This is a genomic window from Caldicellulosiruptor acetigenus (genome assembly GCF_026914305.1).
GTDB classification, from domain to species: domain Bacteria; phylum Bacillota; class Thermoanaerobacteria; order Caldicellulosiruptorales; family Caldicellulosiruptoraceae; genus Caldicellulosiruptor; species Caldicellulosiruptor acetigenus.
The window spans coordinates 881,308-906,365 of sequence record NZ_CP113866.1; the positions used below are offsets into that span (position 1 = coordinate 881,308).

The window sequence follows — 25,058 nt, forward strand, 5'->3', positions numbered from 1 at the left end:
TAATTATCAACGAGAATTTTGAAATAAATAATTTTATAAATATTCAAACAATTGCATAAATGTGCATTGGTTGTTTAACAAATTAATTACCAAAGGAGAGATTACGCGTGGCAAGATACATACTCAAAAGGATAGTGTGGTCCATTGTATCATTATTCGTTATAATTACTGTTACATTTTTTCTAATGAGAATGATACCTGGTGGTCCGTTCACCGGAGAAAAGACTTTGCCTGAGCAGATTTTGCAAAACCTAAACGAAAAATATGGACTTAACAAACCGCTTGCAGTCCAGTACGTTAAGTATTTAAATAGCCTTTTGCACGGTGATTTGGGAATTTCAATGAGAAATCAGGGCAGAACTGTCAATGAAATTATCGCAGAGACATTTCCAGTCTCTGCAAAGGTGGGGATTTTAGCTATAATCTTAAGCCTTTTGATAGGGATACCTCTTGGTATTTGGTCAGCTGTGCATCAGGGAAAGTGGCAAGATAACTTGTCTATGGTGATAGCCACAATTTTCATTACAATACCTGGATTTGTGCTTGCGGTAATTTTGATGTATATCTTTGGTGTAAAGCTGCAACTTGTACCTATTATGGGGTTAGATGAACCAAGAAGTTATATTCTCCCGGTTGTGACGCTGGCAGCTTATCCAATATCCTTTATTGCAAGGCTTATTCGAAGCAGTATGCTTGAAAGTTTATCACAGGACTATATAAGAACTGCACGAGCGAAAGGACTTTCAGATTTCATAGTCATATACAAACATGCGCTGAAAAACTCTTTGATTCCTGTTGTAACGTACTTAGGACCTTTAATTGCTGGAATACTCACTGGTAGTTTTGTGGTTGAAAAGATTTTCTCAATCCCAGGAATGGGAAGGTTCTATGTTGATAGTATATCAAACAGGGACTATTCACTTGTGATGGGAACCACAATATTTTATGCAGCATTTTTGATATTTATGAACCTAATTGTTGACATTATCTATGTATTTATAGACCCGCGTATAAAACTTGAGGACTGATTTTAAGGGGGAAAAGAAGATAATGGAGAATATATCAAAAGAACTATTTGTACCAGTTCCGAAAGAGGAGAGGCAGCAAGAGACAATTGTCAGGCCAAGCATGAGCTACTGGCAGGATGCATGGAGAAGACTTAAAGCTAATAAAGTAGCAATGGCATCAATGTGGACAATAGTGTTTTTTATATTGCTTGCCATAATTGGTCCAATAGTTATGCCATACAAATATGATCAGCAGATTAGAGGGCATGAAGCACTGCCACCGTCACTTACTCATTTATTTGGAACTGATGAGCTTGGTAGAGATTTGTTTGTAAGATGCTTGTATGGTATGAGAATCTCTCTTTCCATAGGAATTGTTGCAACAATTATAAATATTGTGATTGGTGTTTTATATGGGGGCATCTCGGGGTATATAGGTGGCAGAGTTGACAACATAATGATGAGAATAGTTGATATCCTGTACAGTATACCTTTGATGATTTACGTTATTCTTCTTTCAGTATCGCTAAAGCCTGCTTTGGAAGAGCTTTTCGATAGATATTCATTTTTAAGCGGACTTCAGACAGTGGGTGCACCACTTGTTTGTATATACATTGCATTGGGACTTACTTACTGGATTTCGATGGCGAGGATTGTGCGTGGCGAGATATTGAGCTTGAAACAGCAAGAGTATGTTACAGCGGCAAAGACAATTGGTGCAAGTGGTTGGAGGATTTTGCTCAGGCACCTGATTCCAAACAGCATGGGGTCAATTATAGTCACTGCTACATTGCAAATTCCAAGCGCTATTTTTACTGAGTCTTTCTTGAGCTTTATTGGTCTTGGTGTTGACGCACCTGTTCCATCGCTTGGTTCTTTAGCATCAGACGGTGTTAACGGGTTTATATCGTACCCTTATAGACTATTTTTCCCATCACTTTTGTTGTGTTTGATAATACTTGCATTCAACTTGTTTGGGGATGGGCTCAGAGATGCACTTGATCCACGAATGAGAAAGTAACTTTTTTAAAACATAATTTTCCAGAATTTGAGGTGAAAAGAGTTGGCTGAAAAATTGTTAGAAGTAAAGAATTTGAAAACGTCATTTTTTACTCATATTGGAGAGGTAAAGGCAGTAAACGATGTTTCGTTTGATGTATATGAAGGACAGACTGTGGGTATTGTAGGCGAATCTGGAAGTGGTAAAAGTGTGACTTCAATGTCCATCATGAGACTTATTGCACCGCCTGGAAAAATAGTTGACGGTCAGATAATATTTGAAGGTAAGGACTTACTTAAACTTTCTGAGAAAGAGATGAGAGACATAAGAGGAAACAAAATCAGTATGATATTTCAGGACCCGATGACCTCTTTAAACCCTGTTTTTACAATCGGAAATCAGTTAATAGAGGCGATAAAGATACACAACAAAGTTTCAACAGCTCAGGCTAAAAAAAGAGCGGTTGAAATGTTAAAGCTTGTTGGTATTCCAAGTCCTGAGCGAAGACTTTCACAGTACCCGCACGAGTTTTCGGGTGGTATGCGCCAGAGAGTTATGATAGCGATGGCTCTTTCGTGCAACCCCAAGCTTTTAATTGCAGATGAGCCAACAACTGCACTTGACGTTACCATCCAGGCTCAGATATTGGACCTTTTGAAAAAACTTCAACAGCAGCTTAAGATGTCAATTATACTTATTACTCATGACCTTGGTGTTGTGGCAGACATATGCCAAAAGGTAATTGTAATGTACGGTGGAATTATTGTTGAGGAAGGAACTGTTGATGATATATTTTACAACCCCAAGCATCCGTACACATGGGGGCTTTTGAGGTCTGTGCCAAAGATGCATTTAGGTCTTAAGAAAAGGCTTGTGCCGATTGAAGGCCAGCCACCAGACCTTCTAAAACCGCCGAAAGGATGTCCGTTTGCGCCAAGGTGTGAATATGCAATGAGAGTGTGCTTGGAAGTAAGACCACCACTTTTCGAAGTTGGGGATGGCCATAGGTCAAGGTGCTGGCTGAATCACCAGTATGCTCCACAGAGCTTGCTGGAAAAGGCAAAAGCAGCAAACGAATAAGTAAGTTGCAATTCAAGAGGCAGGTGGAAAAGTTGAATGAGGTTTTGATTGAAGTAAAAAATCTAAAAAAGTATTTTCCAGTAAAGATGGGACTGGGGAAAAAAGCATATATAAAAGCGGTAGATAGCGTGAGCTTTTTCATAAAAAAGGGTGAGACGCTGGGACTTGTTGGTGAAAGCGGCTGTGGCAAGTCTACAACGGGAAGAACCATCATAAGGCTTTATGAACCAACAAGCGGGCAGATTATTTTCAAAGGAGAAGATATAACAAAAAAGGACATGCTTCCTTATAGAAAATCAATGCAGATGATTTTCCAGGACCCGTATGCTTCACTCAATCCAAGAATGACAGTTGGTGATATAATAGGCGAGCCGCTCGAGATACACAACATTGCAAAGGGCAACGAAAAAAAAGAAAGAGTTCAAGAACTTTTAAGACTTGTAGGACTCAGCAGCGAACATGCAAACAGGTATCCACACGAGTTTTCTGGAGGACAGAGACAGCGAATTGGAATTGCAAGGGCTTTAGCGGTTGAACCTGAATTTATCATCTGCGACGAGCCAATTTCAGCACTTGATGTTTCAATCCAGGCTCAGATTGTTAATATGCTTGAAGATTTGCAGCAGCAGCTGGGACTTACCTACCTTTTCATTGCTCATGACCTTTCGATGGTAAAACATATAAGCAGCAGGGTAGGTGTAATGTATTTAGGAAAGCTTGTGGAACTTGCAGAAAGTAACGAGCTTTACAGCAATCCTTTGCATCCATATACACAGGCACTGCTTTCTGCAATACCAATACCTGACCCGAAAATTTCTAAGGAGAGAACAAGGATTATATTGGAGGGAGATGTTCCAAGCCCTCTAAATCCTCCAAGTGGTTGCAGGTTTAGAACAAGATGCAGGTATGCGTTTGACAGGTGCAAAGAGGAAGAGCCAGTACTTAAGGATGTAGGTTCTGGTCATTACGTAGCCTGCCATTTGATGGACAGAAAATAAGGCAGGCTGCGTAAAGATATATAAAAAATTTTATGTGAGGAGGAGAGTGTGTATGAAGAAACGTATTATTGCTACCTTTATTTTGGTCGTGTTCCTTGTGACAGGGTTATTTCTAAGCTCAAATTACAGGGGAGCAGAAGCTGCTTCATCAAAACAGGTTTTCACGTACATCAATGGTGCTGAACCAAGATACCTTGACCCAGCACTCAACACTGCTGCTGATGCTGCAAACATTATAATCAATGTTTTCGAAGGTTTGACAAGAGTAAATGTAAAAGGCGAAACTGTTCCTGGGATGGCTGAAAAATGGACAGTTTCTAAGGACGGGCTTACTTACACATTCTATATAAGAAAGAATGCAAAGTGGTCGGACGGAAAACCTGTTACAGCATACGATTTTGAGTATGCATGGAAGAGAGCTTTGGACCCAAAAACAGCGTCTGAGTATGCATACCAGCTTTACTACATCAAAAATGGTCAGAAATTCAATGAAGGCAAAGCAAAAGCATCTGACGTTGGTGTGAAGGCGTTAAATGCTACAACTTTACAGGTTACATTGGAAGCACCTACACCATACTTCTTAGAACTTACAAACTTCCCAACATACTTCCCAGTTAGAAAGGATATAATAGAAAAGTATGGTGACAAATGGGCAACAGATCCAAAAACATATATTGGTAATGGTCCATTTATCATGACAAAATGGGTACACAACTCATATATTGAGTTTAAGAAGAATCCAAAATATTGGGATGCAAAATCTATAACACTTGAAAAGATTGTTTACAAACTTTCAGAGGATGACAAAGCAAACCTTCTTGCATACGAAGCAGGTCAGGTTGACGGTGCAGAGTCTGTGCCAACTGACGAGATTCCAAGATTAATCAAAGAAAAGAAATTGAAGATATGGCCACTTCTTGGCACATACTACTATGATGTAAACTGCAAGGTAAAACCATTTAATGACAAGAGAGTAAGACAAGCTCTTTCGCTTGCAATTGACAGAACATATATCGTAGAAAATATTGGTAAGCTTGGTCAAAAGCCAGCAACAGGCTTTGTGCCATACGGTATAAAAGGTATTTCTAAAGATTTCAGAGACGAATCAGGACACTTTTTACCAGTAAAAGCTGATTTAGCAAAAGCAAAGAAGCTTTTGGCAGAAGCTGGATATCCGAACGGAAAAGGCTTCCCAGAAATAGAGATTATATATAACACAAGTGAAGGACATAAGAAGATTGCAGAAGCTATTCAAAACATGTGGCAGCAACTTGGAATAAAGGTAAAACTTTCTAACATGGACTGGAAGGTTCTGCTTGAAAGAAGACATAAAAAGGATTACATGGTTGCAAGAGACGGCTGGCTTGGCGACTATGTTGACCCGATGACATTCTTGGACTTGTTCACATCATACAGTGATAACAACAACACTAACTGGAGCAATCCAAAATATGATGAGCTTGTAATTAAGGCAAAGAAGACATCAGATAGAAAGCAGAGAATGCAGTATATGATGCAGGCAGAGAAGATTTTGATGCAAGATTATGCAATTATTCCGATTTACTTCTATGTAAAAGGTCATGTACTCAGAGACTATGTAAAGAACTATTACATTTCGCCGCTTGGATTTAACTACTTCATGTATGCTAAGATTGAAAAGTAAACTAAAGCGAAGTAAAATAATAAGGGAAGGGCAAAGAAAGAATTTTTTGCTCTTCCCTTTTTTGCTTTAGAATCGAAAAAATCTTACTTTTGGGCAGGTGAGATGGGCAATGGAATTTGTTTTAAAAATTAAAAAAGTTTTGCTAATACTTACTCTTGCAAGTTTTTTGATGCTTATTGTGACAGGATGTTCAAGCAGTCAAGACGATATAAACAAAAAGGTTAGGATTGTGCTTGTTGGCAATTTCATTGGTGATGAAAACGCTCAAAAGCTGATTTCAGAGCTTGAGAAAAAATCTGGTGATCAAGTTTACATTGACCAGATACTTTACACAGGTGATACTCCTAAATCCGAGCAGGAGTTTGCGTTCATGCAAAAACTTATGGTGATGCTTGCTGCGGGCGAGGGAGATATTTATATCCTTGACAAAAAACTATTTACAAACTATGCCCAAAATGGAGCGTTTTATTCTCTAAAGTCTTTTGTGAGCAAAAATAAACTGGATAAATTTGTAGATGATACATGTTATGTTAAAGAGAAAGACAAATCAACAAAAGATTTGTATGGTATAAAAGCAGACCAAGTCTTCTTGCTCAAAAAATACGGGTTTGAAACAAAGAACAAATATATAGCCATCTATGTCAGAAGCAACAAGTTCTCACGTGCACAGAAAGTCCTGTTAGCTCTTTTGAATAGCAAGTAAATACCCTGCCAGAAGAAATATACCGTAAAAGATGCTGTCTTCTGATGCATTAAAATATGGTGAGTGCAAAGGATTTTCTCCTTTGCCTTTTTCTTTTATGCCAAGCCTGAAATAAACTGAGGGAACTTTTTGACAGTAAAATGCAAAGTCTTCTGCTGTAAAGCTTGGGATAGCCTTTTTTACATTCTCAGGGCCAAGAAGTTTTTTTGCTACATCAAGAAATTCTTCGGTAGCTTGATGGCTATTTATCAAAGGTGGATATTGAAAATAATAATTTATATTTACATGGCAATCGTATTTTTGAGCAGAAAGTTTTGCAAGTTTTTTTATGTTCTTATAGATAAATTGTTGCATACTGCTATCAAACGTTCTTGCAGTTCCTTTTATTTTGCACGTTTCAGAGATGACGTTAAATGTTTCTCCACTATTTATCGAAGAAAAAGAGATGTGAAAAGAAGATAACTTATTGGAAAATGCACTGAAAAAGTTGTTACTACTTTGGATAAAATCAGTGGCAGGATAAATTGGATTTTTAGTAACTTCTGGCATTGCAGCATGTCCACCTTTTCCAATAAATTCAATCTCAAAATCATCCACACTTGCCATGATAGCACCACTTGAAACCTCAATTGTTCCAACATCAACACCTGGCCAGACGTGAAATCCCAAAAGCTTTGTCACTTTTGGATTTTCAAGTCCGCCTTCTTCGATTACTCTTTTTGCCCCTCCTGGCCCTTCCTCAGCAGGCTGAAATAAAAACTTCACACATCCTTCAAAGCCCATGTCAACAAGAACCTTTGCTGTCCCCAGTACCACTGCCATATGAAAGTCGTGACCACAGCAGTGTCTTGGCTGACCTTCCACCAAAATAGCGTCCATGTCACTTCTTATTCCAATACATTCATCAGACCTATTTATAATTCCAATCACGCCTGTTTTTGCTATTGGAAAGTTTTCAATGCCCCACTCTGAAAGTCTTTCTGTTATATATTTTTGTGTCTTAAACTCTTCGTACGAAAGTTCGGCGAGTCTATTTAAATCTCTTCTAATGCTAATAAAAAGCTCCATATTTTTTCTGATAGTATCTTTTAGATGTTCGATATTTAAAATCAATTTTTCATACCTCCTCTTTTTGGTAAGCTGAATTCAAAACATTTTGAATTTTCTGCATGGCTATTTGAAGCTCATCATCTCTGCAATCTAAAAAACTTATTCTGAAAAAGTTTGTGGAAGCAGGTTTGTGGTAAAAACAAGTGTGTGGCTGAACTAAAACCTTTTGCATTTTGAGCTTGTTATAAATAGAGGCAGATGACATCTTTGGAGGAAGGTAGAAAGAAACAAATATTCCCTGAACATCTTGAGTAAACAGCCTGTCATCTATTTGCAGGTCTTTTGCTAATCTTAAAAATAGTTTTTGTCTTTGGTTTATGTATGCTTTCAAGTTTTCTATGTGTTTATCAAAGAAGTTTTTCAAAAAATAATAAAAAGATACCTGTATCAAAAGCGATGTTGAGATATCTGCCATTGACTTGTAGTATGCAACCTCTTCTGCAAGATGCCTTGGTGCGACAACAAATCCGATTCTCAGTGCAGGCATTGTAACTGTTGAAAAACTCTTTATGTAAAATACCCTGTCATATTTGTCATATGCTTTGATTGGTAAAATTCCTTCATCCACCCCTATATCACTTAAAAAATCATCTTCGATGATGTAAAAATCATATTTTTGTGAAAGCTCACACAGATACTCCTTGTACTCTTTGTTGTATGAAACCCCGGTTGGATTTTGGGAAAAAGGAATAATGTATATGGCCTTTGGCGAAAACTTTTTAATGTAATCTTCTATGTTTTGCATCTGGTCAATATCAATTCCGACAATGTTCAGGTGCATATTGCTAAAGATATGATATGCACCTAAGTACGAAGGATTTTCTAAAAATATTGTATCGCCGGGCTTTAAAAAACTTTTTGTTGTAATTTCAATTCCCTGCTGAGCACCTGATACAACCGTGAGCTCTTGAGGGGTTGTAACAATTCCAAACTTTTTAAGATATTGAGCTACCAGGTACTCTTTTAGAGGATTTTTAAAATGTTCGATATAATCAAAAATCTGCGGTGAATACTCTTCAATTGCACAGTTTAAAGAATTTTTGAACCATTCGATAGGATATAGGCTATATGGAAGCTTTGATGAAGCCAAATTGATGTAACCTTGAGCATCTACAAGGTTTTCTTCCTCAAAAATGATTTTATCTTGATACTCACTGTACACAACGTAATAGCCGCTTCCAGGGGTTGCTTTGATATAGCCTTCATTTTCAAGCTTGCTCAGAGCCTTTGTCACAGTAGAAAGATTAACATTTAACATTTTGCAAAGACTTCTCACAGACGGAAGCCTCTGCATGTATTGAAGCTCACCTGACAAAATCTTTTGCTTTATATCTTCATAAAGCTGAAGGTAAAGAGGCTTTTTTGAATTCTTGTCAATCTGTATCGATACACTCATTACCCATCCCGTCTTTACACGCAGTTTATTTTAATTATAATAAAGTGGACAGAAGACTTCAACAAATTATATCGATACGGAGGTGCTAAATTATGAGCGAGGTTGTAAATGAGAGATATGAGCTCAACAAAAACCTTGCGCAGATGTTAAAAGGAGGTGTCATCATGGATGTGACATCTCCAAAAGAGGCTGAGATTGCTGAAAAAGCAGGTGCTGTTGCTGTTATGGCTCTTCAAAAAGTTCCTGCAGACCTGCGAAAAGAAGGCAAGGTTGCGAGAATGGCTGACCCGAAAATCATTTTGGAAATTAAAAGCGCTGTTTCAATACCTGTTATGGCAAAGGTAAGAATTGGACATTTTGTTGAAGCCCAGATTTTGGAAGCACTTGGCATAGACTATATTGATGAGAGCGAGGTCTTAACCCCTGCTGATGAAGAGCATCACATTGACAAGTGGAAGTTCAAAGCTGCGTTTGTGTGCGGTGCAAGAGATTTGGGTGAGGCTTTGAGAAGAATTCAAGAGGGTGCTTCCATGATAAGAACAAAAGGTGAGGCTGGGACAGGAAATGTTGTTGAGGCGGTAAGACACCTTCGCAGAATAAACAAGCAAATTAGCTATGCTGCATCGCTGAATGAAGATGAGCTTTATGCATATGCAAAAGAACTCGGCGTGTCATATGAACTTTTGAAAAAGACAGCTCAGCTCAAACGTCTTCCTGTTGTCAACTTTGCAGCGGGTGGAATTGCAACACCGGCTGACGCAGCTTTAATGATGCAGCTTGGTGCAGATGGCGTGTTTGTCGGCTCTGGCATTTTCAAGAGCAAAAATCCTGAGAAAAGAGCAAGGGCAATTGTGATGGCAACAACATATTACAATGACCCAAAAATCTTGGCAGAAATATCATACGACCTTGGAGAAGAGATGGAAGGTATAGATTTGAGAACTCTTTCCGAGCATGAACTTTTGCAATTTAGGGGGAATTAAAAATTGAAGACAATAGGAGTTTTGGCGTTTCAAGGCGGCGTTATAGAACATGTGAAAAAGATAGAAGAGCTTGGGGCAAAGCCTCAGCTTGTTAAGAAAAAAGAGGACTTGAAAAACCTTGATGGCTTGATTTTACCTGGTGGAGAAAGTACTACAATTGGAAAATTTTTGATTGAAACTGGCTTAAAAGATGAGATTTTAAGCTTGATACATGAAGGTATGCCAGTTTGGGGAACATGTGCAGGTGCAATTTTGCTTTCTAAAAATATCAAAAACCAGGGAAGTGGTGTTCTTCCCGCACTTAGCATAGTGATAGAAAGAAATGCCTATGGAAGCCAGCTTGACAGTTTCAAAAAAGAGGTTTTTGTCCCAAGGTTCAACATAGCCACAGAGTGCGTTTTTATAAGAGCGCCAAAGATTGTTGAGGTAGCAGAAGGTGTTGAGGTTTTGGCAGAGCTTGAAACTCCAATTGCTGTTCTCCAAAAAAATATCTTAGCTACGACATTTCATCCAGAGCTAACATCTCAAAATTATTGGCATTCTTTCTTTGTGGAGAATGTGGTAAAATAAATTCTAAAGGTTTTCTTTTTCTTTCTCTTTTTTTCTCTTAACATTTTCTCCCGGTTCAAAGAATAGGCAAAATTCAGTACAGTATTTTGAGGGTGGGCAAACGTGGGTTTTTAAACAATATCCATCTTTCTGGTATTTGCAAGGATATGAACATGTAATAAAACTCATGTTTAGTCCCTCCTCTCAATATAATATTTTTTGCTGTTTTTCACACAAAAATTATAAAATGTTTGGCTTTAAAAGGAGAAATAACTAATGATATTTAATATTGGAATTGATATTGTTGAAGTTGATAGGCTCAAAAATATGAAAAGATTTGACCAATTTTTAAAAAGGGTATTTACTTCCGGTGAGCTTGAATATATAAAAGAAAGGCGATATAACCCTGAGACAATAGCAGGGTATTTTGCCGCAAAAGAGGCAGTTGCAAAAGCTCTTTCAACAGGAGTTGTTTTTTGCTTCAAAGACATAGAAATACAAAAAGGGAAAACTGGCTGTCCAATGGTAAAGCTTTATAACAGGGCACAGGCTCTTTGTTTAGAGCTTGGAATTAAAAATATTGTGGTGAGTATATCTCACCAAAAATCGGTTGCAGTTGCAGTTGCCATTGCTGAAAAATAAAAAAACAAAGAAGGGATGATAAATGTTTGTTTTGACCTCATCACAGATGAGGGAAATTGACAGGAAAGCTCTACATGTGATTGGGATACCTGAGGTTGTGTTGATGGAAAATGCAGGTTTTTGTGTTTTTGAAGAGATAAAGAAGGATTTTGGAGAGCTCAAAGATAAAAACATTGCAGTTTTTTGCGGGAAAGGCAACAATGGAGGAGATGGATTTGTTGTTGCAAGGTATCTTGCCCAGGTTTGTCCAAATGTAAAGGTGTTTTTGTTCGATGAGAATGTGACTTTGACATCCAAAGTTTTCCTTGATGTTTTAAAAAAGTTGGAAGTTGATATTAGCATTTTGTCAGAAGAACTATTATCATCCCTCAAAACACAGAGATTTGACATAATAGTTGACGCAATCTTTGGGATTGGTCTTTCAAAAGACATTGAGGGGCTTTATAAAAAGGCAATTGAGTATATAAATAGTAGCGGTGCTTATGTATATTCGGTTGACATTCCAAGTGGAATTTGCTCTGATTCGGCTCAAGTTAAAGGCTGTGCTGTACGTGCTAATAAGACAGTAACTTTTGTTTACCCCAAAATAGGTCATATCTTGTATCCTGGTAGCTATTATTGTGGTAAAGTAATTGTAAAAGACATAGGTATTCCTGAAAAGATTATCAAAGATATCAAAGTAAAGATTTTAACAGTTGAAGATTTAGATGTATCCAAATTTTACAGATATCCCGACTCTCACAAAGGCGATTATGGCAAGGTGGGAATAGTTGCAGGGTCAAAGTATTATCCTGGCGCGGCGGTTTTGTGCAGCAACGCTGCGCTGCAAAGTGGCTGTGGACTTTGCTATTTAATAACACCAAAAGAAGCGCTTTATTTTCAGAATTTCAGAAGACCGGAGATAATAGTGCTGCCTCTTGAGGGCAAAGAAGGTGTTATATCTTTTGATGGTTTTGTAAAATTTGACGAATTCTTTGCCAAGTTTGATGTTTTGGGGTTTGGCTGTGGACTTACGAAGAATGAAGAAGTTGAAAAGATATTGATTCATATTTTAGAAAATTTCCAAATACCTATTGTAATAGATGCAGATGGACTAAATACTTTGTCATCAAGCCAAAAAGCAAAAAAGCTTTTGGCAAGCTATAAATCTCAAAAAGTTTTAACTCCGCATTATATGGAAGCTGCAAGGATACTTAACGTTGATGTAAAAGATATTGCTAAAAATCCTATTGATGCTGCTACAAAGATTGCAAGTGAATTTAAAGCTATATGCGTCTTAAAAGGTTCAAGGACGATAATTACAGATGGGGATGAAGTTTTTATAAACGTCCTTGGCAATCCTGGCATGGCAAAAGGCGGAAGTGGAGATGTTCTGACAGGTATTATTTTGTCTATGATTGCTCAAGGCTGCTCTGCTTTTGAGGCGGCAAAACTGGCGGTATATCTTCATTCTCTTTCGGCAGATATCTTGCTTGAAAAAAAGACAATGCAGACAATTTTGCCCTCAGAGATTATAGACGGGCTGGACAATGCTATTAGGAGATTAATTAAAGGTTAAATATAAAGAATGAGGTTTTTACTCAAAAAACTTTGGCTGTTAGTAGCAGTTGTGCTGCTTTTTGAACTCACTGCGTGTAAAAAGACAGCTCAAAGTCCTCCTTTGAAGATTTTTCCTGACTATATTGCAAAAGGCTATGTAGAAATCTCTTCAAAAGATGGTGTTTCAAGGTACTCATTTTCAGAAAAGAGAATTGATGGGAAGGTTGAGGCAGAGTTTATAAAAGGCACAAGGAAAATAAAATTGACAAAAGAGGATGGAAATGTTTTGCTGGATGGTAAAAACATAAAAAGTATTGCCCAGGACATATTTTTGGACTACTATATAGATAAGCTGATAAATGCTGAAAAGTACTCAATTGTAACCGAGCAGAATCAAACAATTGTCACATTGGAGCTGAAAGGTGATATAAGGTACCTTCACTTCTACTTTGTAAACCGAGAGCTAAAAAAGATAGGGGTAATATACCAGGATAAAAGATTTATGAAAACCATTTACCTTACAGAATACAAAAAGTATAGAAAGGGATGAACAAATTGTCGCTCTACAACAGGGTGTGGGCAGAGATTGACCTTGACAATTTGGTATACAATCTTGAAAATATCAAGAAAAAGATTTTACCCCAAACTCATATAATGGCCGTTGTGAAGGCTGATGCATATGGACACGGAGCGGTTGAAATTTCAAGAGTGCTTGTCAAAAATGGCGTTAGCATGCTTGCTGTGGCAATAATTGACGAGGCATTGCAGCTGAGACATTTCAATTTTGATGTTCCCATTTTAATTTTGGGTTTTACCCCTTTTGAGCTTTCTGAGCAGGTTGTTGAAAACGAGATAAGCCAGACTGTTTACACGTATGAACAGGCATATTATCTTAGCCAGGCAGCACAAAAGATAGGGAAAAAAGCCAAGATACATATCAAAGTTGATACTGGAATGGGGAGAATTGGATTTTTATGTTGCAATGAGAGTATACAGACAGTACTAAATATTGCAAAGCTTCCGAACATCGAACTTGAAGGAATATTCTCTCATTTTTCATCTGCAGACGACCCGGACTCAGACCATTTTACGCATGAGCAATTTATGAAATTTGAAAACTTTGTGAAAGAACTCAATAAAAATGGGGTATACTTTAAATATAAGCACATTGCAAATAGCAGTGCGGCAATCCGTTTCCCCCAGTATCAACTTGATGTTGTAAGGCTTGGTCTTATTCTATACGGGCTTTATCCAAGCAGCAGTTTGAAAGAACACCTAAGTATTAAGCCTGTGATGTCTGTCAAGGCAAGGGTTATCAATGTAAAGGAGGTGCCGGAAGGCTTTCCGATAAGCTACAACAGAAGGTATATAACCACACGCAAAAGCAAAATTGCCACCATACCTATCGGTTATGCAGATGGTTTTACGCGTGTTGGAAGTAGTCAAAGGCATGTTCTCATAAAAGGTGAGTTTGCCAAGGTTGTTGGGAGTATATGCATGGACCAGTGCATGGTAGATGTGACTGATATTGAGGATGTGAAGATTGGTGATGAAGTTGTCATTATAGGAAGACAAGGGAAAAATGAGATTTTGGCTGACCATTTGGCTGAGCAGATTGGAACTATCAACTATGAGGTTGTATGTTCTTTTAGCAAGCGAATTCCACGGGTTTATATCAAGGATGGGCGAGTTGTCAAAATATTAAACTATATCTTATGAAAAATTTACATTGATTTATTCTTTTCAAAAACCGTATAATGATAATAAGCTCATCCGCTTATTCCTACACTTTAAATTTGTTTTTTTATATTTTGTTTTGCAAGGGGGAAATGAGATGCCGCAAATACGATTTGTGAAATTCCTTTTGCAGTATAAAAGCAGTTCATTTGACGACAGTTTTATGCGGGCAGCTATTGAAAAAAGAAGGCTGAAAAAGATTGAAAGAGAGCTTGAAAGCTGTTATAAAAAATATGCAGAGCTAAATAGAAACATTGCAAACGAATGGCTTGCACTTGACTTTGAAGGACTTTTAAAATATGAGAATATAATTTACGATGATTTTGGGTATGATTTTTATAGAATAGAAGAAAGTAGGGTAGCGGAGAGTGGAGAAAGTGATACAGCAAAATCAAAATCAACCACCACTTGAAATCAAAAGGGGAGACATATTTTATGCTGACCTTGCTCCGCATGTTGGTTCTGAGCAGGGCGGCATAAGGCCAGTTCTGGTAATTCAAAATGATATAGGAAACAAATACAGCCCAACTGTGATTGTGGCTGCGATAACTTCACAGATTGGCAAAGCTAAATTTCCAACCCATGTTGAGATTCGTGCGGGTGAGTTTGGCCTGAGCCGTGACTCTGTCATTTTACTTGAGCAGATCAGAACAATTGACAAAGTGCGGCTTAAAAATAAGGTTGGCAAGCTTTCTGATGAGGTTATGGAAAAAGTAAACCAGGCAATTCTGATAAGCCTTGGGCTAATAGAATGGACAGCGGAGGGATATGATTGGAAAAAGAAAGAAGGCGCAGGTTTAAAAAAGGCATAAATTTTTTGGTCCTTGTTTTGGTCGCTGGAGTGCTGAGCATGGGGGTTATATTTGCCTCTTCACAGTCGATTGACAGTAGCGCCCTTGTCACATACGGTTTTTTAAAAAAGCAGGTTGACCAGTTAAAGGCGTACATAGACAATAAAATAAATGAGCTGGATAAGAAAATAAAGGACACAAATGTTTCTTCAGAACAAGCACAGGATATTTCAAAGCTGCAAAGCCAGCTTGCAAATTTGTCTTCTGAGATTGAAAAGTTAAAATTGCAAACCACACAGCTTGATGCCAAATTAAAAAATATCTCAAGTTCTTCAGGAGTAAAAAAAGGTGACTTTATATACACCAAAGGTTATGAGGTTATAAAGGTACCGAAAGGCAAGACCATCTTGTTTGATGCGTCAACAGAGTTTGTTGTGCGGGTTGGGAAGGCTGCAACTATTGTGCCAAAAGGAGCAACAATTATTGATTTGACAAGCGCAAAAGATGTAGGAGCAAACCAGCAACTTTTGTTTAACCATTTTTATTTAGTTGCAAGAAGTGATGGCAGAGGATTCAAAGCACTGGATGACGTGTGGGTAATTGTAAATGGTGGGTACAAAATTAAGTAGTAGAGGGGAAGAAAATTATGAAAATAGATATTTTAGCGGCGGCGACAGCCGGTTTTTTGTCTTTTTTCTCACCCTGTATTTTGCCGCTTATACCTGTGTACGTCCTATATCTTTTTTCTCAAAAGGGTGGCAGGTTAAAAAATAGCCTTTTGTTTGTTCTGGGATTTTCAATTGTCTTTGTTGTACTTGGGATGACTGCAGCGGCGGTAGGAAGTGTCTTTTCTGGGTACAGTTTTCTATTGAAGAAGATAGCAGCAATAGTTATTGTTTTGATGGGTCTGGTGATGCTTGAATTGTCACCAGATTTTTTAAAAAGACTTTTTATACCTATACAGGGTAAAGGTAATTTGGATATTAATGCTTCACCGCTGATTTTGGGGATGGTTTTGAGCATAAGCTGGACACCCTGTGTAGGACCAGTTTTGACGTCAATTTTGAGTATGGCGGCTATTTCTGAGACGTTTTTAAAAGGAGCGATGCTGCTTCTTATCTATTCGATGGGTTTTGCTGTGCCGTTTTTGATCTCAAGCTTTTTAATAGACAGGCTCAAAACTTTTTTTGGAATGTTGAATAGGTACAGCAGGGCAATAGAGTATTTTACAGGAGCGCTTTTGATTGCATTTGGCATACTTGCGTTTTTTGACAAGATAAATTTCTTCAGGTAGAAAATAGAAAAATTCAAAAAGAGGTGAATATTTCATGTTGAATAATAGAATCAAAAGTGTTATCTTTATATTGATAAGCGCCATTTTGATTGGGCTTTTGGTATACCAGATTATGTCGCGCTCAAAAGAAAATAGAGCTCTAGAGAGCGCAGTTAATTTTAAGCTTGTATCAGTGGATGGCAAAGAATATTCATTATCAGATTTTAGAGGCAAAAAGGTTTTGCTCAACTTTTTTGCAACATGGTGTCCACCCTGCAGGGCTGAGATACCCGATTTTGAAAGATTCCATCGAGAAAACAAGGATGTTGTTTTACTTGGCATTAACATTCAAGAGGATAAAGCCACAGTTGAGGAATTCTTAAGTTCAATGGGAGTTACGTACCCAGTACTTCTTGACAGGGATGGGAAGGTTTCTGCACAGTTTGGGATTGAAGGAATACCTACAACATTTTTGATTGACGAAAATGGCAAAATAGTTGCAAGAAACGTTGGTATGATGACTTATGAGCAGCTTAAAAGATTTGCTGGAAAGTAAAAATACTTTTAAAAAAGGAATGAAAAAAGGATGCTGTACGGTGAGAGACTTCTTTTTGGGGATATGTGGGTTGAAGTTAATGGCTCGATTGCTTCAGCAGGTATAACTAAAAATTTGGAGATGGAACTTGGAGATATTGTAATTTTTGAGTTTTTCAAAACATCAGGGTATATTCAAGAAGGAGAAGAGTTTGCAAGAATTGAGTCAATTTACAAGACGTACACCTTGAAATCCCCAGTTAGTGGTTATATAAGGTGGGTAAACCGTGAACTTCCTTTTGACCCTACCTTGTTAAATTTATTGCCAGAAGAAACAGAAATAATTAGTATAGACATCCAGCAACTTGTGTGATATAATAATGCAAGCAAATTATTACATACAAAGGGGTTGAATATGCCGATGAAGTTTTCTAAAAAGTTAGTTGCAATACTTGTTTTGATTGCATTTGCGGTAGCTTTAATTCCATTTTATTCTCATGCTGCAGACTTTCCTGTCACAGTTAAAGACGGGAAAGGCTATAGCATAACTGTAAAGCAAAAGCCTCAGAGGATTTTGTCTCTTGCACTTCAAACAGATGAGATTTTGCTCAATATGGTATCAAGCAGCAGAATTGTTGGGCTTTCAATATTTGCTGATGACAAGAACAATTCCAATGTCGTAAATCTTGCTAAGAATGTAAAAGGCAGATATTCGAGCAACGACATTGAAAAGATAATTGCGGCAAATCCTGACCTTGTGATAGTGCCTTATTACATTGACAAGTCAAAGTACGACCTTTTGAAGAAGGGTCTTAAGTGTCCTATATATGTCAGCTTAAATCCAAATTCGATTGCAAATATCAAACAGGAGATTATAAATCTTTCAAAGCTAACTGGTGAAATCCAGAAAGGCCAGGCTCTTATAAAGTACATGGACGATAAAATTAACTTTGTGCAGAAAAAGGTAAAATACTTGAGAAAGAAGAAGTATGTGCTCTTTTACACATACTATTTCAACTCAACATATGGCAAGAATACAACCCAGCATGAGATTGCAAAGTATGCAGGGGTTATAAATATAGCAGCTGTTGCTGGATTGAAAGGCTGGCCAACTATATCAAAAGAACAGATTTTAGAGTGGGACCCTGACATCATTGTTATTCCGTCTGCGTCGTACAATCCAAAAAAGACTTCTCAGCAGTATGTAGAGGAGTTCAAAAAAGACCCTGCTTTCAAAAACTTAAAAGCTGTAAAGAACAACAGCGTAATTATTCTTGATGATAGGCACGTTCAAACAGTTTCGCACTATATTGTTGAAGGTATTTATGACTTAGCAAAAGCTGCGTATCCGTATCTTTTCAAATAAGGCTTTTATAAGTGGTGGTGCAGTTGAAAAAGGTTTTGATTATTTTATTCTTTCTGCTTTTGACAGTATTTATAATATCCATAGGGGTGGGAAGTGTTTTTATCCCTCCCCTTCGTGTTTTAAAGGCACTTTTATCGCTCATAGGCATCAATTTAGGTCCAGCGAATGATATGGATTTGACAATTGTCGGGCAGATAAGACTTCCAAGAATAATAATTGCAATGATTGTTGGGATGAGCTTGAGCATAGCTGGTGCGCTTGTTCAAGGACTTTATAGAAACCCCATGGCAGACCCAGGGATTATCGGAACGTCAAGCGGTGCAAGTTTAGGTGCTATTATTTGCATAGCCTTTTCGCTCAACACCATAAACATATTTTATTTACCATTGTTTGCTTTTGCAGGTGCGCTTTTGATTTCTTTTTTAGTGTACAGACTTTCGACTAAGAACAACAAAACTCCCATTACAAACCTCATTTTAATTGGTATTGCAGTTTCAACTTTTGTGTCTTCTATAAACTCTTTGATTCTTTCAAACATAAATCAGTATCAGGTAAGCGAATACATATTTTGGATGCTTGGAAGCTTAGACGGCAGAAGCTGGGTACATGTGAAGATTAGCTTTGTTCCTCTTTGTGTCTTGATACTGTGTTCTTTGCTATTTGCAAAGAGGATAAATATTTTGATACTTGGTGAGGAAGAGAGCTTTACAATTGGTGTAAATCCAGAAAAGCTAAAAAAAGCCTTGCTTTTTCTTGTTTCGCTCATAACGGGGATAGCAGTTTCAGTCTCAGGACCGATCAGCTTTGTTGGGCTAATTGTACCACACATGCTCAGACTCATTGTTGGAAGCGATTATAGAAGGCTGATACCTGCTTCGGTTCTGAGTGGTGGAATATTTTTGATTGTGTGTGATACAATTGCAAGAGTATTGTTTTCACCAGTTGAAGTAAAAGTTGGGATTATAACCTCTTTGGTGGGGGTACCATATTTTTTGTACCTTCTGAAAAAGCGTGAAAATGAGGTGAGTGTATAGAATAATGCCTCTTTTTGTTGAGAACCTCAAATGCGGCTACTCTTATCCAATTGTCGAGATAAACGGAAGGCTTAAGTTTGAAGAAGGAAAAGTCTATGGATTTGTTGGGCCAAACGGAAGTGGTAAAAGTACGCTGATAAAGGCTTTAGCAGGACTTGTCAAAATTCTTGAAGGAAGGGTTTATTTTGATAATGTGCAGATAACCAAGCTTTCTGACATAGAAAGAGCAAAGCTTATTTCGTACATGCCACAGCACATCTTTTCAAGCTTTCCATTTACAGTTCTTGATGTTGTGATGATGGGAAGATTTCCCTATGAAAAGAGCAGGTTTTTTGCTACCTGCGAGAGCAAAAAAATTGCAGAGGAGAAGATAGAACAGGTTGAGCTTTCAAGCAAAAAGCTTTCAAGCATACTAAAGATTTCAGGTGGTGAGAGGCAAAGAACATCATTTGCGCGTGTGCTTGCTCAAAGTAGCAAAGTTTTGCTTTTAGATGAGCCAAACTCAAACTTGGACATCTCTCACCAGGAAAAGATTTTAAGGATTGCAAAACAAGAAGCGCTTTCTGGCAAGATTGTCATAATGGCAATTCACAATCTAAAAATTGCAGCAAAAGTGTGTGACAGCATTATTATGATGAAAGATGGTAAAATTGTGGATATTGGAAGGCCAGATGAAGTTCTAAACCAGCAGAACATCAAAAAGGTGTACGGAGTTGAGGCAGTTGTTTACAAAAATCCTTTCGGGATATTTGATATAGAACTTATCCAAACAGAAGCTCCAAAAGCTTTTCACGTTCATGTTATTGCAGGAGGTGGGAGCGCACAGCTTCTTTACAGGATGCTCATTGAAATGGGATGTAAAGTCACAACAGGTGTACTTTCCACAAACGACACAGACTTTGAAACAGCTCAGCTTTTTTCCATCTACACAGTATTTACAAAACCTTTTATGCCAATTGGAGAAAAAGAGTATATTGAAAATGTTCAGCTAATCAGCAAGGCAGACCTGTGCGTGCTGTGCAGTATTCCGTTTGGTGTTCAAAACCTGAAAAACTTAGAGGCACTGAGATATGCTAATAAGCTTTGCATAATTGAAGAGGAGGATATTTCAAAGCGCGATTTTACAGGCGGTTTGGCAACAAATCTTTACAATTGCTTGAGGGAAAAAGCATTGGTTGTTTCAAGCATTGAGAGCTTGAAAGATTACATCCTAAAAGAGACAAATGGTAAAATGTGAAGGGGTGATTTAAAATGAATCCAAACAAGGCATGGTGGATAGATACTAACTTTGAAACTGTAAAGAAAAACTTGGAAGCAAGAAACTTTGAATGTTTTGTTGTTGAGAAAAAAGAAGATGTTGTGCCTCTTTTAGAAAAGCTCATTTCAAAAGGTAGTGTGGTATCGTGCGGTGGGTCAATGACACTTTTTGAGTGTGGTGTGATAGATTTTCTGAGAAATGGCAGTTACAACTTTTTGGATAGATACAAAGAAGGAATAACACCTGAGGAACTTGGTGAGATTTACAGAAAATCTTTCTGGGCTGACTACTATCTTATGTCAACAAACGCAATAACACTTGACGGAAAGCTCATAAACATAGATGGAAACGGCAACAGGCTTGCAGCACTTCTTTTTGGTCCCAAAAACGTAATAGTGATTGCCGGCAAGAACAAGCTTGTTTTAAACGAAGAGCAAGGTTTGTTGAGGGTAAGGAACATAGCATCTCCTATGAACTCAAAAAGACTTTCTCGAAACACGCCATGTACTCAGGATGGAAAATGCCATGACTGTTTGAGTAGCGATAGCATCTGCAGCCATATTGTTGTGACAAGAAGGTCTCCAGCAAAGGGAAGAATCAAAGTTGTGCTGGTCAAAGAAGACCTGGGCTTTTGAGGATGTGGTTGTAATATTTTAGAAATATTTGCGTAACAATTCTGTAAAAAAGGGTTGACAGAATAAAGTGACTTGTAATAGAATAATAACATCAAAATAATAAATCACAAAGGCTGAATGTCTGAGCAAATTGTAAAAATTGCTCAGGCAGCGGGAGACCCACAGTAGCCTTTGGGGTGAATCGGCAAGAAAAAACTTGCCGTAGGGATAGCCTTCTTGTCCCGAACCCGTCAGCTAATCCCGTAAGCCTCAAGAAGGGAGTTTTTGCATGAACACTAAAGCTTTAATAGCTCTTTTGGTTGGAATTTTTCTGATGTTTTTTTCTGCAAAGGCCTTTGCCCAGTCAGCCCAGGCAAAATCTACAATAAATATAAGAAGTGCACCTTCAACAAGTAGCAAGATTTTAGGAGTTTTCCCAAAAGGGTTTAAAGCACAGGTTTTGTCAAGTGCTGGTGGATGGGTAAAGATTTCGTATGATGGAATTGTTGGGTATGTAAAGTCTGATTACATAAAACTTACAAATGATAAAACAAGCTCAGCTTCAAATACTTCAAGGTCAAGTGTTGCAAAGACGGTTGCTAAAGCTGTACAAGCTACAGTTTTAAAAGACAATGCGCGTTTGAGAAGTGATATGTCGACTTCATCAAAGGTGCTAAAGACATTAAAAAGTGGCAGCAAGGTCTATGTTTTGTCGAAAGAAGCAAATGGCTGGGTGAAGGTAAAGACGCTTGATGGGACAGTAGGATATATGGCTTATTACCTTTTGAGGATGCCATCGCAGCTTGCATCAAAGACAGTGTCACGTGGTGGCTTTGAAAGAAGTCAAGAAGAAGCTTTTGGAAATCTTAGCCTGGTACAGAGAATTTTAGAGTTTGCTCAAAGATTTCGTGGTATAAGATACTCGTATGGTGGGACATCACCATCAACGGGTTTTGACTGTTCAGGATTTGTTCAGTTTGTGTTCAAAAACTTTGGGATACATCTTGAAAGAACGGCAGCTGACATGGCAAGGACAAATGGTGTGAGAATTTCGTATAGTGAAATTAAACCGGGGGACTTGCTTTTCTTTGATACAGACGGTGGGAAAAATTATATAAATCATGTTGGTATATATTTAGGCGGTGGCAAGTTCATTCATGCATCGAGTGCAAGGGGACGCGTAATAGAAACTGACCTCAATTCATATTATGGAAGATTTTTTATGATGGCAAAAAGAGTCATAAGATGAAAGTAAAAAGGGGCTTTTTCCTGAAAATCAGAAAGGAAAAAGCCCCTTTCAAGTTTAAAAGTACTTTTTACTTTTTTATCAAAGGCAAAATCAGGTTTTTGACATCCTCTTCACTTTCAATGGTAGCATCAACTTTCTTGAGCTGCCAAACCTCAAGATGAGAAATCTCTTCGCCCGGTGCCACAGTATAAAGTGGGCTTAGAGTTTCCATCTCAAGCATGAAATCGGTTGTATATGTTTCGTAAGAACATCCAAAGTCAGGGTACTCTGCACCATCTATGTGTTTGTATTGTTTTATAAAAAGACTTCCATCGTTTAAATAGCAAACCCAGCCGTCCAAATTTGGGTATCCAATCTTAAATGCTGGCTTGCAGTTTTTATCCTGTTTTAGAATAATGAAATCTTCACCCCACAAGACTCTATGGTCGTTAAGTTTTGTATATGGCCACATGACCAAAGGATAGCTTGGTAAAAGCCCTGTATCAATCTTTGGAATTGGCATAACCTCAACTCCACCTGGTGCCATTACAGAAAGCGCCCAGATTGCAAACTTGACCTCAAAAAGACCATTGTTCTTGATTTTATATGTTACATAAGCTTCTGCTTCGGTTGGGTGAAACTTTAGTTCAATTGTTTTTTGCAAGAAAGTTGTGGTTTCCATGGGTTGTTTTAGCACAATTCCATTTTCCACAATTTCAAAGTCTATTTTGTGATTGTCGGGGAAATATGTGCGCGGCATGGCTTCCGGGCTATGCCACAGTCTTGTACCGCCGTATATTCTCCACTCGTCACCGCCAACTTTTCCTGCTTGGTCTTCCACCACACAAAAAACGTTCTTACCACCTTCAAATGCAAAATGAATTATTCTTGGTCCCACGTCTGTTGTAACAATTGCTTCAATTTTTCCATTAGAAATTTTGTAGCAGTTTTCCCAGCCCATATACTCGACTTTCTTTACCTCAACCATTTTTAACCTCTTTCCCCCTTCTCAATTTATTTTGAAAAATATAAAGGCTTAGAATATAATTAAATTATACCTTATCAGGTTGTATTTTCACAAATCAAAAAACAAAAAAGTTGTGTAGATTCATTTTTTCTTTGACAATTTTTAGATGGCAAAAGGGAGAGAAAGGGTATAGAGATGCTAAAAAAGTTCAAACCTGATATGATATGCAAAAGTATATTGGATATTGACCTTGAAACTCTTATAAAAAGAGGAATAAACTATCTCATTATCGACATAGACAACACCATAGTTGCGTGGGGTGAATTTGAGGTAAGAGACGAGATTATTGATTGGCTTGAAAAGGCTCGAAAGATGGGATTTAAAATTTGCCTTGTTTCGAACAACCAGAAGGATAGAGTCAAAAAAATAGAAAGTATACTTGGCATTCCTGCTATCTATAATGCCAAAAAACCTTTGAAATCTGGATTTTTAAAAGCTTCATACCTGCTTCATCAGGGCAAGAAAAATCATCAAACAGCTGTGATAGGTGACCAGTTCTTTACAGATGTCATAGGCGCAAAAAGGTTAAAACTTTACGTAGTTTTGGTCCGACCTTTGGAAGAAAAGGAGTTTTTTGTAACTAGAATAAACAGGATTTTTGAAAGGAAAATATTAAAATACTACGAAAAGGATGAGAGGGAATGAAAAAACTTTTTTTGATTGGCAAGAGCTTAAAACACTCGATTTCACCTTTTATTCATAACAGGATTCTATCTGAGCTGAATATTGATGCAGTTTATTCAAATGTAGAACTCTCTGATACTGAAGAGCTAAAAGAATTTGTTGAGATGGTAAGAAAAGATGAGGATGTTGTTGGATTTAACATAACAATTCCTTACAAGGAAGATATTTTGGAGTTTTGCGATGAAGTCTCAGAAGATGTCAGAATAATAAACGCGGCAAATACTGTGAAAAAAGAAGATGGGAAACTTTTGGCTTACAATACCGATTGGATAGGGTTTAAAAAAAGCTTGGAGCATGTGGGGGTTGATGTAAAAGACAAAAAAATATTGGTGCTCGGTAGCGGTGGTGCAGCAAAAGCTTGCATCTACGGGCTTTATAAAATGGGAGCAAAGGAAGTTTTTGTTGCAAACAGGACATATGAGAAGGCTGAAAGATTAAAAGAGGTTTTTCAAGACATTTTAAAAATCCTTCCAGTAGAATGGCTAAGAAGATATGAGTTTAAGTACGATATAATTATTAACACAACATCTGTGGGAATGTTTCCGAATATTGAAAACAGTCCTTTTGACTTTGAAATTTATGATCAAAGCCTGCCAGTTTTTGTATATGATATGATATACAATCCTCTTAAGACCGCCTTTTTGAAAGAGGCTGAAAAGAGAGGAATAAAGACTGAAAACGGACTTAAGATGCTTGTGTACCAGGCAGTTGAAGCAGAAAAAATTTGGTTTGGCGGCATTGATATTGTCTCAAATTTGATTGTTGAAATACTGAATGAATGTGAGAGGAAAGTAGCCCGAATTGAATAGGTATTTTTGTAATTTTCCCAAAAATTTTTTTAC

28 protein-coding genes and 1 riboswitch are annotated in these 25,058 nt (G+C 37.7%); of the genes, 25 read left to right on the forward strand and 3 right to left on the reverse strand.

Annotation, left to right across the window (positions count from 1 at the left end; genetic code table 11):
• The first annotated feature begins 107 nt into the window (after positions 1-107).
• The 6 genes from OTK01_RS04180 (at position 108) to OTK01_RS04205 (ending at position 6,451) form a co-directional block, all read left to right on the forward strand.
• Positions 108-1,028 (forward strand): ABC transporter permease, encoded by a 921-nt coding sequence (locus tag OTK01_RS04180; RefSeq protein WP_029227987.1) that lies wholly within the window; start codon positions 108-110, stop codon positions 1,026-1,028.
• Positions 1,029-1,050: 22 nt separating this feature from the next.
• Positions 1,051-2,028 (forward strand): ABC transporter permease, encoded by a 978-nt coding sequence (locus tag OTK01_RS04185; protein ID WP_029227986.1) that lies wholly within the window; start codon positions 1,051-1,053, stop codon positions 2,026-2,028.
• Between the two features lie 42 nt (positions 2,029-2,070).
• Positions 2,071-3,087: an ABC transporter ATP-binding protein gene (locus OTK01_RS04190; RefSeq protein ID WP_029227985.1), complete on the forward strand. Its 1,017-nt coding sequence runs from the start codon at positions 2,071-2,073 to the stop codon at positions 3,085-3,087.
• A gap of 32 nt (positions 3,088-3,119) precedes the next feature.
• On the forward strand, positions 3,120-4,085 hold the full coding sequence (locus tag OTK01_RS04195) for an ABC transporter ATP-binding protein (protein WP_029227984.1): 966 nt from the start codon (positions 3,120-3,122) through the stop codon (positions 4,083-4,085).
• A gap of 52 nt (positions 4,086-4,137) precedes the next feature.
• Complete coding sequence (locus OTK01_RS04200; protein ID WP_029227983.1) at positions 4,138-5,748, forward strand: peptide ABC transporter substrate-binding protein; 1,611 nt, start codon at positions 4,138-4,140, stop codon at positions 5,746-5,748.
• A 109-nt stretch (positions 5,749-5,857) separates the two neighbouring features.
• Entirely contained in the window at positions 5,858-6,451 is a 594-nt protein-coding gene (locus tag OTK01_RS04205; RefSeq protein ID WP_029227982.1) for a hypothetical protein, read from the forward strand.
• Here the strand turns inward: OTK01_RS04205 and OTK01_RS04210 are convergent.
• Both OTK01_RS04210 and OTK01_RS04215 read right to left on the reverse strand, forming a co-directional pair.
• Positions 6,428-7,519 carry a M20 family metallopeptidase gene (locus OTK01_RS04210; RefSeq protein WP_051129949.1) on the reverse strand — a complete coding sequence of 364 codons (1,092 nt, stop codon included), beginning with the start codon at positions 7,517-7,519 and terminating at the stop codon, positions 6,428-6,430. The two genes, OTK01_RS04205 and OTK01_RS04210, sit on opposite strands and share 24 nt — an antisense overlap.
• Before the next feature lie 49 nt (positions 7,520-7,568).
• Positions 7,569-8,957, reverse strand: a complete 1,389-nt coding sequence (locus OTK01_RS04215; protein WP_029227980.1) for an aminotransferase-like domain-containing protein — start codon at positions 8,955-8,957, stop codon at positions 7,569-7,571.
• Positions 8,958-9,049: 92 nt separating this feature from the next.
• On the opposite strand from OTK01_RS04215, the gene pdxS reads away from it, so the two are divergent.
• The 17 genes from pdxS to OTK01_RS04300 all read left to right on the forward strand — a co-directional run bounded on the left by pdxS (position 9,050) and on the right by OTK01_RS04300 (position 22,526).
• Positions 9,050-9,940 carry a pyridoxal 5'-phosphate synthase lyase subunit PdxS gene (gene pdxS, locus OTK01_RS04220; protein WP_029227979.1) on the forward strand — a complete coding sequence of 297 codons (891 nt, stop codon included), beginning with the start codon at positions 9,050-9,052 and terminating at the stop codon, positions 9,938-9,940.
• A gap of 3 nt (positions 9,941-9,943) precedes the next feature.
• Complete coding sequence (pdxT, locus tag OTK01_RS04225; RefSeq protein ID WP_013432137.1) at positions 9,944-10,510, forward strand: pyridoxal 5'-phosphate synthase glutaminase subunit PdxT; 567 nt, start codon at positions 9,944-9,946, stop codon at positions 10,508-10,510.
• A 255-nt stretch (positions 10,511-10,765) separates the two neighbouring features.
• Complete coding sequence (gene acpS / locus OTK01_RS04230; RefSeq protein WP_013432139.1) at positions 10,766-11,131, forward strand: holo-ACP synthase; 366 nt, start codon at positions 10,766-10,768, stop codon at positions 11,129-11,131.
• Between the two features lie 22 nt (positions 11,132-11,153).
• A complete protein-coding gene (locus tag OTK01_RS04235) occupies positions 11,154-12,689 on the forward strand; it encodes a bifunctional ADP-dependent NAD(P)H-hydrate dehydratase/NAD(P)H-hydrate epimerase (RefSeq protein WP_029227978.1) in 1,536 nt (511 codons plus the stop codon).
• Between the two features lie 9 nt (positions 12,690-12,698).
• On the forward strand, positions 12,699-13,220 hold the full coding sequence (locus OTK01_RS04240; RefSeq protein WP_029227977.1) for a hypothetical protein: 522 nt from the start codon (positions 12,699-12,701) through the stop codon (positions 13,218-13,220).
• Positions 13,217-14,389 carry an alanine racemase gene (alr, locus tag OTK01_RS04245; RefSeq protein WP_029227976.1) on the forward strand — a complete coding sequence of 391 codons (1,173 nt, stop codon included), beginning with the start codon at positions 13,217-13,219 and terminating at the stop codon, positions 14,387-14,389. The genes OTK01_RS04240 and alr overlap by 4 nt, the downstream gene beginning before the upstream one ends.
• Before the next feature lie 115 nt (positions 14,390-14,504).
• Positions 14,505-14,819: a hypothetical protein gene (locus OTK01_RS04250; protein WP_013432143.1), complete on the forward strand. Its 315-nt coding sequence runs from the start codon at positions 14,505-14,507 to the stop codon at positions 14,817-14,819.
• The gene (locus tag OTK01_RS04255) at positions 14,776-15,219 is read left to right on the forward strand and encodes a type II toxin-antitoxin system PemK/MazF family toxin (RefSeq protein WP_013290985.1); all 444 of its coding nucleotides are present in this window, start codon (positions 14,776-14,778) and stop codon (positions 15,217-15,219) included. The genes OTK01_RS04250 and OTK01_RS04255 overlap by 44 nt, the downstream gene beginning before the upstream one ends.
• Complete coding sequence (locus OTK01_RS04260; RefSeq protein ID WP_029227975.1) at positions 15,180-15,827, forward strand: hypothetical protein; 648 nt, start codon at positions 15,180-15,182, stop codon at positions 15,825-15,827. Before OTK01_RS04255 ends, OTK01_RS04260 begins: the two co-directional genes overlap by 40 nt.
• A gap of 17 nt (positions 15,828-15,844) precedes the next feature.
• On the forward strand, positions 15,845-16,492 hold the full coding sequence (locus OTK01_RS04265) for a cytochrome c biogenesis CcdA family protein (protein ID WP_029227974.1): 648 nt from the start codon (positions 15,845-15,847) through the stop codon (positions 16,490-16,492).
• A gap of 34 nt (positions 16,493-16,526) precedes the next feature.
• Positions 16,527-17,027, forward strand: coding sequence for a TlpA family protein disulfide reductase (locus OTK01_RS04270; protein ID WP_029227973.1), 501 nt, complete (start codon positions 16,527-16,529; stop codon positions 17,025-17,027).
• 30 nt (positions 17,028-17,057) lie between these two features.
• Positions 17,058-17,378 (forward strand): biotin/lipoyl attachment domain-containing protein, encoded by a 321-nt coding sequence (locus tag OTK01_RS04275; protein ID WP_029227972.1) that lies wholly within the window; start codon positions 17,058-17,060, stop codon positions 17,376-17,378.
• 42 nt (positions 17,379-17,420) lie between these two features.
• The gene (locus tag OTK01_RS04280; RefSeq protein WP_013432148.1) at positions 17,421-18,371 is read left to right on the forward strand and encodes an ABC transporter substrate-binding protein; all 951 of its coding nucleotides are present in this window, start codon (positions 17,421-17,423) and stop codon (positions 18,369-18,371) included.
• Positions 18,372-18,388: 17 nt separating this feature from the next.
• Positions 18,389-19,405, forward strand: coding sequence for a FecCD family ABC transporter permease (locus OTK01_RS04285; RefSeq protein ID WP_269011785.1), 1,017 nt, complete (start codon positions 18,389-18,391; stop codon positions 19,403-19,405).
• A gap of 4 nt (positions 19,406-19,409) precedes the next feature.
• Complete coding sequence (locus OTK01_RS04290; protein ID WP_029227970.1) at positions 19,410-20,642, forward strand: ABC transporter ATP-binding protein; 1,233 nt, start codon at positions 19,410-19,412, stop codon at positions 20,640-20,642.
• 14 nt (positions 20,643-20,656) lie between these two features.
• Entirely contained in the window at positions 20,657-21,298 is a 642-nt protein-coding gene (locus tag OTK01_RS04295; protein ID WP_029227969.1) for a lactate utilization protein, read from the forward strand.
• A 101-nt stretch (positions 21,299-21,399) separates the two neighbouring features.
• A riboswitch (cyclic di-AMP (ydaO/yuaA leader) is annotated at positions 21,400-21,562 on the forward strand.
• A gap of 4 nt (positions 21,563-21,566) precedes the next feature.
• Complete coding sequence (locus OTK01_RS04300; RefSeq protein WP_029227968.1) at positions 21,567-22,526, forward strand: C40 family peptidase; 960 nt, start codon at positions 21,567-21,569, stop codon at positions 22,524-22,526.
• Between the two features lie 67 nt (positions 22,527-22,593).
• On the opposite strand, the gene OTK01_RS04305 is transcribed toward OTK01_RS04300, so the two are convergent.
• Complete coding sequence (locus OTK01_RS04305) at positions 22,594-23,493, reverse strand: hypothetical protein (RefSeq protein WP_029227967.1); 900 nt, start codon at positions 23,491-23,493, stop codon at positions 22,594-22,596.
• Positions 23,494-23,667: 174 nt separating this feature from the next.
• Here OTK01_RS04305 and OTK01_RS04310 point away from each other — a divergent pair, with 174 nt between their 5' ends.
• Together OTK01_RS04310 and aroE are read left to right on the forward strand one after the other, a co-directional pair.
• Positions 23,668-24,177 carry a YqeG family HAD IIIA-type phosphatase gene (locus OTK01_RS04310; protein ID WP_029227966.1) on the forward strand — a complete coding sequence of 170 codons (510 nt, stop codon included), beginning with the start codon at positions 23,668-23,670 and terminating at the stop codon, positions 24,175-24,177.
• Positions 24,174-25,025 (forward strand): shikimate dehydrogenase, encoded by an 852-nt coding sequence (aroE, locus tag OTK01_RS04315; RefSeq protein WP_029227965.1) that lies wholly within the window; start codon positions 24,174-24,176, stop codon positions 25,023-25,025. The genes OTK01_RS04310 and aroE overlap by 4 nt, the downstream gene beginning before the upstream one ends.
• Positions 25,026-25,058: the final 33 nt, after the last annotated feature.

Bases quoted from the DNA above. Each gene is read 5' to 3' on its own strand.
- OTK01_RS04185 (WP_029227986.1), top strand. From the start codon at position 1,051: ATGGAGAATATATCAAAAGAACTATTTGTACCAGTTCCGAAAGAGGAG.
- OTK01_RS04200 (WP_029227983.1), top strand. From the start codon at position 4,138: ATGAAGAAACGTATTATTGCTACCTTTATTTTGGTCGTGTTCCTTGTG.
- OTK01_RS04205 (WP_029227982.1), top strand. From the start codon at position 5,858: ATGGAATTTGTTTTAAAAATTAAAAAAGTTTTGCTAATACTTACTCTT.
- OTK01_RS04210 (WP_051129949.1), bottom strand. From the start codon at position 7,519: ATGGAGCTTTTTATTAGCATTAGAAGAGATTTAAATAGACTCGCCGAA.
- OTK01_RS04215 (WP_029227980.1), bottom strand. From the start codon at position 8,957: ATGAGTGTATCGATACAGATTGACAAGAATTCAAAAAAGCCTCTTTAC.
- pdxS (WP_029227979.1), top strand. From the start codon at position 9,050: ATGAGCGAGGTTGTAAATGAGAGATATGAGCTCAACAAAAACCTTGCG.
- acpS (WP_013432139.1), top strand. From the start codon at position 10,766: ATGATATTTAATATTGGAATTGATATTGTTGAAGTTGATAGGCTCAAA.
- OTK01_RS04235 (WP_029227978.1), top strand. From the start codon at position 11,154: ATGTTTGTTTTGACCTCATCACAGATGAGGGAAATTGACAGGAAAGCT.
- OTK01_RS04240 (WP_029227977.1), top strand. From the start codon at position 12,699: ATGAGGTTTTTACTCAAAAAACTTTGGCTGTTAGTAGCAGTTGTGCTG.
- alr (WP_029227976.1), top strand. From the start codon at position 13,217: ATGAACAAATTGTCGCTCTACAACAGGGTGTGGGCAGAGATTGACCTT.
- OTK01_RS04250 (WP_013432143.1), top strand. From the start codon at position 14,505: ATGCCGCAAATACGATTTGTGAAATTCCTTTTGCAGTATAAAAGCAGT.
- OTK01_RS04265 (WP_029227974.1), top strand. From the start codon at position 15,845: ATGAAAATAGATATTTTAGCGGCGGCGACAGCCGGTTTTTTGTCTTTT.
- OTK01_RS04270 (WP_029227973.1), top strand. From the start codon at position 16,527: ATGTTGAATAATAGAATCAAAAGTGTTATCTTTATATTGATAAGCGCC.
- OTK01_RS04275 (WP_029227972.1), top strand. From the start codon at position 17,058: ATGCTGTACGGTGAGAGACTTCTTTTTGGGGATATGTGGGTTGAAGTT.
- OTK01_RS04280 (WP_013432148.1), top strand. From the start codon at position 17,421: ATGCCGATGAAGTTTTCTAAAAAGTTAGTTGCAATACTTGTTTTGATT.
- OTK01_RS04290 (WP_029227970.1), top strand. From the start codon at position 19,410: ATGCCTCTTTTTGTTGAGAACCTCAAATGCGGCTACTCTTATCCAATT.
- OTK01_RS04295 (WP_029227969.1), top strand. From the start codon at position 20,657: ATGAATCCAAACAAGGCATGGTGGATAGATACTAACTTTGAAACTGTA.
- OTK01_RS04300 (WP_029227968.1), top strand. From the start codon at position 21,567: ATGAACACTAAAGCTTTAATAGCTCTTTTGGTTGGAATTTTTCTGATG.
- OTK01_RS04305 (WP_029227967.1), bottom strand. From the start codon at position 23,493: ATGGTTGAGGTAAAGAAAGTCGAGTATATGGGCTGGGAAAACTGCTAC.
- OTK01_RS04310 (WP_029227966.1), top strand. From the start codon at position 23,668: ATGCTAAAAAAGTTCAAACCTGATATGATATGCAAAAGTATATTGGAT.
- aroE (WP_029227965.1), top strand. From the start codon at position 24,174: ATGAAAAAACTTTTTTTGATTGGCAAGAGCTTAAAACACTCGATTTCA.